General features: G+C 42.6%; 12 protein-coding genes. 8 read left to right on the top strand and 4 right to left on the bottom strand.

The genetic code is table 11. From position 1 onward, the window contains the following. Positions 1-14 precede the first annotated feature (14 nt). From htpG to KDW99_RS10930, 3 genes are all read left to right on the top strand, one after another. Positions 15-1,943 carry a molecular chaperone HtpG gene (htpG, locus tag KDW99_RS10940; protein WP_255824803.1) on the top strand — a complete coding sequence of 643 codons (1,929 nt, stop codon included), beginning with the start codon at positions 15-17 and terminating at the stop codon, positions 1,941-1,943. Positions 1,944-2,117: 174 nt separating this feature from the next. Next, positions 2,118-2,957, top strand: a complete 840-nt coding sequence (locus KDW99_RS10935) for a DNA ligase (protein WP_255824801.1) — start codon at positions 2,118-2,120, stop codon at positions 2,955-2,957. Positions 2,958-2,980: 23 nt separating this feature from the next. Further along, positions 2,981-3,673, top strand: a complete 693-nt coding sequence (locus KDW99_RS10930) for an alpha/beta fold hydrolase (RefSeq protein WP_255824799.1) — start codon at positions 2,981-2,983, stop codon at positions 3,671-3,673. A 13-nt stretch (positions 3,674-3,686) separates the two neighbouring features. Here KDW99_RS10930 and KDW99_RS10925 read toward each other — a convergent pair whose 3' ends face one another. The 3 genes from KDW99_RS10925 to KDW99_RS10915 all read right to left on the bottom strand — a co-directional run bounded on the left by KDW99_RS10925 (position 3,687) and on the right by KDW99_RS10915 (position 5,791). Beyond that, positions 3,687-4,001 carry an ArsR/SmtB family transcription factor gene (locus KDW99_RS10925; protein ID WP_255829277.1) on the bottom strand — a complete coding sequence of 105 codons (315 nt, stop codon included), beginning with the start codon at positions 3,999-4,001 and terminating at the stop codon, positions 3,687-3,689. A 178-nt stretch (positions 4,002-4,179) separates the two neighbouring features. Further along, on the bottom strand, positions 4,180-4,995 hold the full coding sequence (gene xthA / locus KDW99_RS10920; protein WP_255829276.1) for an exodeoxyribonuclease III: 816 nt from the start codon (positions 4,993-4,995) through the stop codon (positions 4,180-4,182). Positions 4,996-5,134: 139 nt separating this feature from the next. Then, positions 5,135-5,791, bottom strand: a complete 657-nt coding sequence (locus tag KDW99_RS10915) for a hypothetical protein (RefSeq protein WP_255824797.1) — start codon at positions 5,789-5,791, stop codon at positions 5,135-5,137. 226 nt (positions 5,792-6,017) lie between these two features. Here KDW99_RS10915 and gorA point away from each other — a divergent pair, with 226 nt between their 5' ends. From gorA to KDW99_RS10900, 3 genes are all read left to right on the top strand, one after another. After that, positions 6,018-7,391: a glutathione-disulfide reductase gene (gene gorA, locus KDW99_RS10910; RefSeq protein ID WP_255824795.1), complete on the top strand. Its 1,374-nt coding sequence runs from the start codon at positions 6,018-6,020 to the stop codon at positions 7,389-7,391. A gap of 194 nt (positions 7,392-7,585) precedes the next feature. After that, positions 7,586-9,058 carry an aminoacyl-histidine dipeptidase gene (locus KDW99_RS10905; RefSeq protein ID WP_255824793.1) on the top strand — a complete coding sequence of 491 codons (1,473 nt, stop codon included), beginning with the start codon at positions 7,586-7,588 and terminating at the stop codon, positions 9,056-9,058. Positions 9,059-9,465: 407 nt separating this feature from the next. Next, positions 9,466-9,786: a cupin domain-containing protein gene (locus tag KDW99_RS10900; protein ID WP_205114861.1), complete on the top strand. Its 321-nt coding sequence runs from the start codon at positions 9,466-9,468 to the stop codon at positions 9,784-9,786. On the opposite strand, the gene KDW99_RS10895 is transcribed toward KDW99_RS10900, so the two are convergent. Further along, positions 9,781-9,906 carry a hypothetical protein gene (locus KDW99_RS10895; protein ID WP_255824789.1) on the bottom strand — a complete coding sequence of 42 codons (126 nt, stop codon included), beginning with the start codon at positions 9,904-9,906 and terminating at the stop codon, positions 9,781-9,783. The two genes, KDW99_RS10900 and KDW99_RS10895, sit on opposite strands and share 6 nt — an antisense overlap. A gap of 578 nt (positions 9,907-10,484) precedes the next feature. Between KDW99_RS10895 and KDW99_RS10890 the strand changes: the two genes are divergently transcribed. Then, complete coding sequence (locus KDW99_RS10890; RefSeq protein WP_255824787.1) at positions 10,485-11,012, top strand: hypothetical protein; 528 nt, start codon at positions 10,485-10,487, stop codon at positions 11,010-11,012. 144 nt (positions 11,013-11,156) lie between these two features. After that, a complete protein-coding gene (locus tag KDW99_RS10885) occupies positions 11,157-12,374 on the top strand; it encodes a HEPN domain-containing protein (RefSeq protein ID WP_255824785.1) in 1,218 nt (405 codons plus the stop codon). Positions 12,375-12,430 lie beyond the last annotated feature (56 nt).

The raw sequence follows: 12,430 nt of genomic DNA, 5'->3' as shown, positions 1-12,430 counted from the left end.
GAGCAAGTTACAACATGGCAACTGATACTCAAAAAGAAACGTTAGGGTTTCAAACGGAAGTTAAACAACTACTTCATTTGATGATCCACTCTTTGTACTCCAACAAAGAGATCTTTCTACGAGAGCTTATTTCGAACGCATCCGATGCGGTAGATAAGCTTCGCTTTGAGTCTGTCGCTAACGCAGACCTTCTAGCAGAAGACCCAAACCTACGTGTTCGTATTGAATTTGATAAAGAGACGAATACGGTTGTTATCGATGATAACGGCGTAGGTATGTCCCGTGAAGAGGCGATTGCCAATCTTGGTACGATTGCAAAATCCGGTACGTCTTCTTTCCTAGAGCAATTGAGCGGCGACCAGAAAAAAGACAGCCAACTTATTGGTCAGTTTGGTGTGGGCTTTTATTCAGCCTTCATCGTTGCTGATAAAGTAACAGTTGAAACTCGCCGTGCCGGTGTAGCAGCGGATGATGCTGTACGTTGGGTATCTGATGGTTCTGGTGAATTTACTATCGAGAACATCGAAAAAGACACTCGCGGTACTCGCATCATTCTTCATCTTAAAGCAGATGAAAACGAGTTCGCAGATAACCATCGTCTTCGTCACTTGGTTACTAAATACTCTGACCATATTTCTATCCCTGTTGAAATGGAAAAGCCGGTTTATCCAGAAATGGACGAAGAGGGCAATCCTAAGCCAGTGGAAGAAAACAAAGCGCCAGAATATGAAGCAGTTAACTCTGCAAAAGCACTTTGGACTCGTCCTCGCAACGAAGTAACTGATGAAGAATACCAAGAATTCTACAAGCACATTTCTCACGATTACCAAGAGCCTTTGAAGTGGTCTCACAACAAAGTTGAAGGTAAGTTGGAATACTCAAGCTTGTTGTACATTCCATCCAAAGCACCTTACGATCTTTGGAATCGCGACATGCAACGCGGTCTGAAATTATACGTTCAGCGCGTATTTATCATGGATGAAGCAGAAGCATTTCTACCTCCTTACATGCGTTTTGTGAAAGGTGTAGTGGACTCAAATGATTTGTCATTGAACGTATCTCGTGAAATTTTGCAAAACGACCATGCGGTTGATTCTATGCGTTCAGCATTGACTAAACGTGTATTGGACATGTTAGGCAAAATGGCGAAGAACGAGCCAGAAGATTACCAAAAATTCTGGGACGAGTTCGGTAGCGTTATCAAAGAAGGCCCTGCAGATGACATGGGCAATAAAGACAAAATTGCCGGCTTGTTGCGTTTCAGCTCTACAAACACGGATGCCCCAGCGCAAACTGTGTCTTTAGCTGAGTACATCGAACGCATGAGTGAAGGTCAGGATAAGATCTACTACATTTATGCTGAGAGCCACAATACTGCGAAAAACAGCCCGCACTTAGAAATTTTGCGTAAGAAAGGTTTCGAAGTCTTGTTGTTGAGTGATCGTATTGATGAATGGATGATGTCGTCTCTTCAAGAGTTTGAAGGTAAGCAATTCCAAGATGTCACTAAAGGCAAACTGGATCTAGCGGATTCTGAAAACGAAGAAGAGAAAAAAGAAAAAGAAGAAAAGGCTGAACAAATCAAGCCGCTTCTTGATCGCATGAAGTCTGTTCTTGAGTCTAAAGTCACAGCGGTTAACAGCACAGACCGTCTGACTAACTCACCAGCTTGCCTAGTTGTTGGTGAGTATGACATGGGTCTACAAATGCGCCGCTTGCTTGAGCAGGCTGGTCAGCAGCTGCCAGAGTCTAAGCCTAGCCTTGAGGTGAACCCAGATCACCCTATCGTGGCAAAAATGGACGCTGAAACGGACGAAGAACGTTTTGCAGATATGGCGTGGTTGTTGTTTGAACAAGCTACTTTGTCTGAAGGTGGTCAGTTGGAAGATCCAGCAACTTTCGTTAGCCGCATGAACAAACTAATCGTGCAGCTTAGCAAATAATTAAATGACGCTATATTGTAAGTAGGTCAGTAAAAGCCCATATTTGGTGACAAGTATGGGCTTTTTTGTAGCTTATCGTAGAGTAGAAGCGCTTACGGTTTGATTCCAGAAACAAAATCGTTTAGCGTAAACAGGTGCTATGGAAAGGCACTTTTAATATCAAAGGAGTGAATCATGTCTAAACTAAAATGTTTGGCCGTCTGGCTATTCTTATCCCCCTTATTTCTTTTTGCACAGCCTGATGTGCAGCTTGCCACCGTGTTTCCTGAAGGAGCTCATGTAGAAGAGTATCTTGTTAGTGAGAAATACGATGGAATTCGTGCTATTTGGACGGGAGAAAAGCTCATCACGCGGCAGGGGAATCCTATTTTTGCCCCTAAATGGTTTACAGATACGCTGCCAAATGTTTGGTTGGATGGGGAGCTATGGTCTAAGCATAATGATTTTCAGTTTATTATGTCGACGGTTAGAAAACAGACTCCGGTCAACAGTGAGTGGCGTAAGATATATTATATGGTGTTTGATGCACCCGACAGAGAAAGAAATATGACGTTTGAAGAAAGATACAAACGTTATATGCGCCTGCTTACTATCTTGGATTTGCCACATGTAAAGCCAGTTGAGCAGTTCTCTGTGAGCAGTAATGAGGCGCTGCATAGCATTTTGACCGCCTATGTAGAGAAAGGCGCAGAGGGTCTTATGCTGCACCGTAGGCTTGCACGTTTTTCGAATGGCCGATCAGATAACTTACTAAAGCTAAAACCCTACATGGAAGCAGATGCTAAGGTCATAGATATCTTAAATGGCACAGGAAAATATGATGGCATGATGGGGTCCGTTCTGGTGGAAATGCCATCTGGCTTACGTTTTAAAATTGGCAGTGGCTTTTCGGACAATGAACGCAGCACACCTCCCAATATTGGTGACTATGTTATTTATAAATATCATGGTTTCACTGAGCGTGGTATTCCACGGTTTGCTAGCTTCGTACGTTTACGCAATACTCAGTTTTAATTTTTAGATTCAGAGGCCATGTTTTGTTAACAAAAGTGTACTGCTTGCCCGGCACTATGTGTGATGAGCGTCTTTGGGAGCTTACCCAGCAAGAGTTGGGAGGATCATTCAGTTTGCAGCATGTTGCTATTCCACAGAAAGACACCATTGAATCGATCATTGATGCTTTGGCAGTTGTCTTGCCAGCTGAGCCAATGAATCTACTTGGCTTTTCTATGGGAGGGTATTTGGCTTGCGCCTTTGCCGTAAAATATCCTGAGCGCGTCAAGCGACTGATGGTCTTATCTAATACAGCAAGTGGTTTGCTAGACACAGAACGCCAACAGCGCGAGGTCGCACTTAACTGGGTGACAAAGAAGGGCTATAACGGCATACCAAAGAAAAAGGCCATCGCTATGCTAGGGCCGTCGAATAAAGACAGAGCTGACCTGCTTGATGTTATTGTTGCAATGGATAGAGCGTTGGGGGAAGTGGTCTTCATTCAACAATTGAAGAGTAGTTTAGTTCGTCCAGATCTTTTATTAATGCTTAAAAAAGCAGGCCTTTCCCTGTGTTTCGTGGTGGGAGAAGAGGATGCGTTATTGTCGAAAGCGGTGTTAGAAGATATGCAAAACGTCAAGCAATTGAAGGTTAAAACGCTCAATGATTGCGGGCACATGTTGCCTTTGGAGCAACCAACTTTACTCGCTGAGTTGGTGAAAGATTTTTACCTGTAAAGACCTTTCGGTTTTAACGTGATTGGCAAAATAAACTGTGTAGCGTTTTGATCAATTCTTTTACTCTTGTATCGCCAATACTATAAAAAATAGTTTGAGATTCACGACGAGTGCTAACGAGTCCGTCTTTTCTTAATACCGCTAGATGTTGAGAAAGAGCGGATTGACTTAAAGGTAGCTTTTCGTTCAAGGCTGTCACAGACAATTCTTGATCTAGGATATGGCATAAAATCATCAGACGGTTTTCGTTGCTCAGCGCTTTTAAGAAAACAGCGGCTTGGGTTGATTGCTGAAGCATGTCTTCCATTGTTAGTGTTTCGTTTGTCATCATCTTTTCTCGTTTCTATACGGCAAATTACACGCTAAGCTTTATGTTTTAAATAAAACCATCCACATTGTCTGTGGATAAGACTGGGACTATTGGTGTTTAGTAGTGGTTCTTATCAAGTAAGACGGTCATTATATGATTTTGTATGAAAATTGCACAATGACCGTCTGGATTCGTTCTATTTTTCTAGATTGAAGCTAGTCCAAATAGGAGCGTGGTCTGAAGGCTTTTCTAAGGCGCGCAAATCATAATCCACGTCGGAGTCTTCTAAGTAGGGTGTTAGACCATTTGACGACATAATGACATCGATTCTTAAACCGCGCTTAGGCGTATCATCAAAGCCCTTTGAACGATAGTCAAACCAGCTGAAGCGATCATTCTTGATTGGGTTAAGCTGGCGGTAAGTATCTGTCAAACCCCAGTCTGCCAATGTTTTAAACCACTCTCTCTCTTCGGGTAAAAAGCTGCATTTACCAGTTCTTAACCAGCGTTTTGCATTTGGCTCGCCAATGCCGATGTCCAGATCCGTTGGGGAAATATTGATATCGCCCATAACGATGATCTTTTCATCAGGAGAATGCGCGGCAAGGTATGCCATTAGGTCCGCATAAAATTTCCGTTTTGCGGGAAACTTAGTTTCATGGTCACGACTTTCACCTTGAGGAAAATAGCCGTTCAATACTTTCACTGGGCCTTGCGGCGTATCAAAAGTAGCAATGATCATGCGACGTTGTGCTTCTTCATCATCCCCTGGAAAGCCGTACTCTACTTTAGTCGCTTCTTGTTTGCTGAAGATTGCCACACCGTAGTGTGATTTTTGACCGTAATAATAAGCGTGATAGCCAACAGACTTAGGAATTTCGTGAGGGAAAGCGTCGTCGTGGACCTTAATTTCTTGCAAGCCAATGACATCTGGCGCGTGTTTCTCTACTAAAGCTTCGATTTGATGTGGACGAGCACGCAAGCCATTGATATTAAAAGAGACAAATTTCATGTGAATGATTCCATAGCGAATTTTCTTAATGATACCCAGTTGCGTAAGAGTCATAAAGGGATTTACCTATCCATTGCTATAGATTGTCTTGTCTCTTATAAAGCTGAGCCGATGATCCGTTGATGACGACACTGATAATTTAAAAAAATGCGACCATGATTCCCTTTAGAAGAAAGCTTCCGGGAATGATGCCTAGCGTGGTGTAGGCAAAAAGGAAACGTTGCTCTGGGTTTATTTTTCTGATTATGGCGAGTAAAAACAATATGGCAAATAAACCTAAACTTAAAGCCATGCCATAGAGGAATGAACCGCAAAAGTGTGGCAGAGCAGCAAAGGCAAAGGCAAAGGCAGAAATATGGATGTGTGTTAACTCTAAACATTCTTTGTTGCTGCGAAAAATAGTCAGGAGAGAAAGAACAACTGCGAGCCCGTATAAAGCAATCACATAAGTTGGCCATTCATAACTCAGTGGATTATTTAAATGAAAAGTCGAAAAGCTGAAGTCCGAAAGGAATGTCCATGCTGTTTTAATGACGATACTTACAGCAAAGGCACCGACCGAGAAAAAGAAAAAAGCAACCACAGCACCGCCAGCGGTCGGACCTGCCTTGTGCCCCTCAATAATTAAGAGCAGTACACTGAGCGCCGCACTTAATTGTAGCCAAAGCCAATAATCGTCACTAAAGAGCGGGATAAATGGTAACGCCATTATAATGAAGAATGATTTACCATCGTCTTTTTGAAAAAAGTAAAACGCCATGATGACGATGTAAACTAGGATAATGAAATCGGGCATGTAACTTCCTTGTAGTATGATCTTTTGCTGAGATTTGTTGGTAAGGTGATCGTTTGTTTAATGGTAACGTAGTAGCCTTTAACGATACATTTTTTATATTCATTATGTGTATCTAAAGAGAAATAAATATCTACAGCATCGCTATTTTTGGTTCTGCCTTCTTCTCAGAGGGTAGGGCTGTTAAACTGCTCTCATATTACATCATGAATGATTTTGGAGACTAAGAATGTCTTATCAGTACGATTTATTTGTTATTGGCGCCGGTTCTGGTGGTGTGCGTGCTAGCCGTGTTGCGGCATCCAAAGGCTATAAAGTGGCGGTTGCCGAAGGCAGTGCTTTAGGTGGAACTTGTGTGAACATTGGCTGTGTACCGAAAAAATTATTTGTTTATGGTTCAGAATACGGTCATGGCTTTGATGAAGCGGCTGGCTTTGGTTGGTCTCATAAAGGTTTAGAGTTTAACTGGTCTGTTTTACGTGATAATAAAACCAAAGAAATTCAGCGCCTAAACGGCATTTATGGAAATTTGCTTGGTAATGCTGGTGTTGAACTTATTACGGGTTATGCGAGCTTTGTCGATGAACACACCGTCATGGTGGATGGCAAAACTTACACCGCAGAGCGAATTCTGATTGCCGTTGGTGCTAAGCCATTTATTCCTGAATTCCAAGGCAGTGATTTGGTGGTTAGCTCTAACGAAATGTTTTTCTTGGAAGAGCTACCTAAAAAAGCCCTTGTTGTGGGCGGTGGTTACATTGCGGTTGAATTTGCTGGCATCTTGAATGGTTTGGGTGTTGAAACCAGCCTTGCTTATCGCGGTGATCAACTACTTCGTGGTTTTGATGAAGACGTTCGTGGGTTTGCCAGTGAAGAATACAAAAAATCTGGCATTGACGTGCGTTTAAATACAGACGTTGAACGTATTGAACTAGCTGATACTGCCAACCCGAATGGTGCTCGTACTGTGCACTTCAAAGACGGCCATACAGAAGAGTTCGGTTTGATTCTATATGCAACGGGTCGTGTGCCGAATGTTGAATCTTTAGCACTTGATAAAGCGGGTATTAAAACTGGCAAAAATGGTGCCGTGATCATTGATAATAACTTCACCACCTCAGCGAAAAGTGTATTTGCCCTTGGGGATGTGACAGACAATATTCAGCTAACCCCAGTAGCGATTAAAGAAGCCATGGCGCTGATCGCTTATTGGTTTGAAGGCAAAGAAGTCGATTTTGATTACGACAACATTCCAACGGCTGTCTTCAGCCAGCCAGCGATCGGAACTGTTGGTTTAACCGAGCAAGAAGCAGAAAAACGAGGCCTAGACTTCCGAGTTTATCAAACCGACTTCCGCCCAATGAAACACACGCTAAGTGGTGGTACTTCACGTTCCCTCATGAAGTTATTAGTGAATAATGCCGACGACAAAGTGATTGGTGCCCACATGGTAGGCGATTACTCAGGCGAGATTATCCAAGGCTTGGGTATTGCTATTAAAGCAGGCGCTACCAAAGCGGACTTTGATGACACTGTGGGTGTTCACCCAACCAGTGCTGAAGAATTTGTTACTTTCTCGGCGGGTTCGCTTAAGAAAAAATAAACTCAGCATTGTTTGCAGAGTAAATAAATGAAAACAGACGCCTTGGTAAACTTTATCAGGCGTCTTTTTTATAAGCGTCTATTACACATACGTTTTCTCTATCGGCATAGTCTTAATTTCGATTGCCACGATAGGTTGTCTTCTTTAGTGTTGCTAGCACTAGTAACAAGCATTTTAAAAGACAAGAGATCACGATGAACGAAGTACTTACGACGTTACAACCAACAGCCATTTGGCGCCATTTCCAAACACTATGTAATACTCCTCGACCTTCTTTTCACGAAGCCGAACTAAGAGAATACCTAATCAAATGGGCGACTGAGTTAGGCCATGAAACCTATGTGGACCCAGTTGGGAACCTGTTAATCCGCAAAGCCGCCAGCAAGGGCATGGAAGACAGAGAAACCGTTGTCTTACAAGGTCACCTAGACATGGTGGCGCAGAAAAACGCCGACATTGATCACGACTTCACCAAAGACCCCATTGTCACGCAAGTGATCGATGGTTGGGTTCATGCAACAGGAACCACTCTTGGTGCCGATAATGGCATAGGCGTCGCGGCTGCCATGGCTGTATTGGAATCCACTGATTTAGCCCATGGGCCAATTGAAGCCTTGTTCACCATCGAAGAAGAAACCAGCTTACGTGGCGCATTACAGCTAGAAGAGGGCATTCTAAAAGGCAGCATTCTACTGAACTTGGATTCTGAAGACCGAGGTGATGTCTACATCGGCTGTGCTGGTGGCATGGACATTAATATTGAAAAGCAGTATTCCGCTATTGCAGTAGACAGCAGTAAAAAAGCTTTCAAAATTACCGTCTCAGGTTTGCGCGGTGGGCATTCAGGCCTGGATATTCATAAAGGCCGTGCCAGCGGAAACGTGCTGATTGTGCGTTTGTTGAATCTACTTAAAGAACGTTGTGACTTTGGATTAAGCGCCTTTACGGGGGGCACACTTCGCAATGCGATTTCTCGTGATGCTGAAGCAATTATCAACGTAAACGACAAAGACCAAGCGACGTTATTTGCTTTTATAGAAGAATTCGAAAAAACCACCAAGGCCGAATTTTCAGCGACCGAAGCAAATCTGGCCGTGACATTAGAAACCGCTGAACTGAACTCGGAACTGGAAGAAACAGACAAAGACGCCTTGTTAAACGCCATGTACTGCGCGCCTCACGGTGTTCATCGCATGAGCGCAGACTTGGAAGGCGTAACAGAAACCTCTTGCAACTTTGGCGTGATCAACCTGCGTGACACAGCAGATGGCACAAAAGCCTTTGATGCTTGCTTGTTGGTTCGTTCTCTTGTGGATTCCGCCGTAGAGCACCTTGCTTATGTGGCAAAATCTGCCTTCTCCATGATCCAAGCAAACGTCAAGCTCGAAAATGGTTACCCAGGCTGGCGTCCAGATCCAAACGCAGGTTTGCTCAAGCATTTCTTAACGGTTCACACCGAGGTGATGGGTCACGAAGCGAATGTGAAAGTGATCCACGCCGGACTAGAATGCGGCATCATCGGCGCGAAATACCCAGGCATGGAAATGGTCTCCTTTGGCCCGAATATCCGTGGTGCCCATTCACCAACTGAGCGCATGGAGATAGACTCCGTTGGGGATTTTTGGCGACTACTTGTGGCTCTTTTAGAATCTGTTCCAAAAGTCTAAGTTTTTGGGTTTTTGTACATAACTCGAACCGAGTGACATTCTCTTCGAAACTATCGCCTACCTCAGGTGAATGTCACTCTTATCCTCGTTAATCAGAATCCCTATGCGCTGCTGGGTCGAGCCTTTTTATTACCAAATAGACTGCTGACATTAAAAGCGCTTTTAAAAAGGGTTTTGGCCCTGAGGTATCCAAATCCTTCCATTTATCAGCTCAAAGTAGCAGCATCTGAAAAACTAGGTTATGTGAAGTAATGCTATTTAATATATCTAAAAAGCAGGAGCGATTTCGTTATTTGCTTTTTTTACGTCTATAAATATAAATGAAACAGCTTTTCAAAAAATATTGAATAATGTTTTATCGCTGCTATAGTAGAGAAGTCTAAAACAATAATGCAAAGAGTTATCCTATGTTTGTTTACAATAATGAAGTCCCTCTAGAAGATCTTGGTGCGGGCGTTTCACGCAAAATCATGGCCTATTCAGATAACATCATGGCAGTAGAAGTGCATTTTGAAAAAGATGCCATCGGCCCACTGCATAATCACCCACATGAACAGTTAACTTACGTACTGTCTGGTAAGTTTGAGTTCACCATAGGCGATGAAACCAAAACTGTAGGCCCTGGCGACACGCTTTATAAAGAGCCAAATGTTATGCATGGCTGCCGCTGTTTAGAGCCGGGCGTCTTGCTGGACAACTTCACTCCAGTACGAAAAGACTTCCTATAAACGGCTTTCTTGTTCAATCATATTAATAATGGCAACGCCATTGCCATGGCGTTTGCCAAAGGCTTTGCTTGCGCCTGTTTGGAATATGACTCTGCACACACAACTCGAATCGAGTGACATTCCCTTCGAAACTACCGCCTACCTCAGGTGAATGTCACTCTTATTCTCGTTAATCAGAGTCGTCATGTCGTACTGACTTCTTCTTAGCTAACCCTAGCGTAGGACACATAAGCGCAACGTAATACGCTGTTGAAAGCGAAACTTTCATTTTCTATGGTAGGTCGCGGCTTTAGCCCGACGCAGAATTTAGCTTTCATTCTAAGGCTTTTAATTTTAGCCACCTAACCCCCCTAACAAACCACGACAAATTTATAGAGCCTGAGCGGATATAGAGTTTATTTTCAAAATAACTGATTGTTGGCACGGTTTGCCTAAAAAATAATCACTGTATTGCTCGTTTGTACTGGCAGCGAGTCATAAAGTCTTTTAGTATCAATGAGTAATATTATCGACCGCCGAAATAACGCGCTGTGGATAAATGAAATAACACGTATGCTCGTTTTTCCAGATCTCCCTTCTGTAGGTATCTGTATTAATGTCTTTTAGGTCAGAGACTTACGGGTAAATAAAGAGGGTTGTGAAATTGTCTAAACGCGCATGCGCACTGTTAAGCTGTTACATGTCTAAAGGAGTATCGCGTGGAATTTGAATTAAGCGAAAAAACACAAGCGGATATCGACTTTCTACATAAGATGTCGCTCGAAGAAGTTATAAGCTGGCCTATCGATTACGAAACTAATAGGCAGACATTCTCAGAAACGTCAGATGTCTTAGATATGTGGTTGGGTGGTAAGAAATGGAGAGAAACCGAACATCATTTCATCCAATTTGGTCAAGATGGCTGCGGTTCTCTATTTTGCCTTTGGTACTACCCTGAATTAAAAGGTGAACCGCCAGTGGTTTTCTTAGGGTCTGAAGGCGAAAGAGCTCTTGTATCCAATAGTGCTCATGATTTTGTAATGCAAATCACTTCTGGCAAAGTGTTCTACGACGGAAGTTGGCTCGATCCAGACGACGAAGATAAAGACGAATTAAATTGGGATCTTCTGTCTAAGAAAGCAACATCTTATCTAGACTCACTATGCGATAATCCGTCAGAATTAACTAAATCGGCACAAGCTAATCACCCAGATATTTCCTCATGGATTGAAAGCAATGTCGAGTAAACATGTAACAAGCAAAGTCACTGCGACCAAATACTCTCCACTTCAATTTTGTGCGGGAAAATGCTCGCACAAAATCAAAGTTCCGGTATTTGGCGCGTGCTTTGGGCGTTATATTTAGTCAAAGTTTCAAATATAGGATGTGAAATGAAAGTTGAATACCTAGTTATGATTGATTCTAATGAGGAGTATTGTAAGTCGATCAACACTCTCAACTACCTTATTCAGTCCTACGATGGAATTACTATCTCCAATGGAAAGATAAGCTACGAGGGAGCTGAATTCGCATACGACGTACAGCTTGGTGAATCTGATAATACCTCGCACCGATTCTTCCATATTCGAATCGACAACGAAGATGAATCGAACATCGGAATGTTCCAGTCATTCCTGAAATTAATTAGGACGATCTTAACTAAGATTAGCGGTTTTCCAGTTGAGATATTGTGTGACGATCTAAGCTCCTCATTTTGCTTCAAGGCCTACCCCATTATTCACAATCTTGAAAACCAGATGAGAAAGCTAATAACCAAGTTTATGTTGACCAATGTTGGTCTGGGATGGACTAAGGATAATACGCCAGAAGAAGTTACGGCTTCGATTAAAAATACTAAGGCGCCGCTGAATAATTTCTTGTATGAGGTTGATTTTATTCAGCTATCAAAATTTCTTTTTACTGATTACGCAGGATTAGACTCCAAGAAAATTATTGAGAAAATTAAGGGCGCAGAATCAGTTTCAGATTTGGATTTAGCAGAGCTTAGGGAGTTCGTTCCCCAGTCAAACTGGGAGAGATACTTTGCTGAAATAGTGGATTGCACAGGTGAGTTTTTAGAAAAACGCTGGGGTAGACTCTATGAGTTGAGAAATAAAGTAGCTCATAATAGGTTTATTGGCGAGTCAGAATATATTGATCTGGAAAAGCTTAATGGTGAAGTATCCGACAAATTACAACTCGCAATCGAGAGCCTAGATAAGATACATATTACAGATGAGCAAAAAGAAGAGGTCGCAGAGAATGTTGCGTTCAATCGTGACGAAGTCTACGGGGAATTTTTAGAGGTATGGAATATTCTCTTAGAGCAGTTGTATGATGTGGCTAGCTATGTTTCCGACGAATCAGATAAAGGAAAGCTGGGCTCAGGGAAAAACTGGAGGGGCATGGCAAACATTCTTATATCAAAAGATGTGATAAATAAAGATTTCAAAAATGAGCTCCAAGACTTGGCCGCTTTTCGAAACACTCTAGTTCATCACACTGATGTAATATTTACAAAGGAGAGTATCATTTCCAGGATGAAAGCGCTAATAAACTTGTATGATCAGCTTCGTGAATACGAAAAGACCATCCAGCAGGAAATATAAAAAAAAGGCAGTCGAACGGCTTCGCCGCTCGCTGCTTTTGGCGTTACACGCCTTAA

It is taken from the genome of Marinomonas rhizomae (assembly GCF_024397855.1).
GTDB lineage: Bacteria > Pseudomonadota > Gammaproteobacteria > Pseudomonadales > Marinomonadaceae > Marinomonas > Marinomonas rhizomae_A.
Note: the sequence above shows the minus strand (reverse complement) of the source record. Positions and strands in the feature narration are given on the sequence as shown.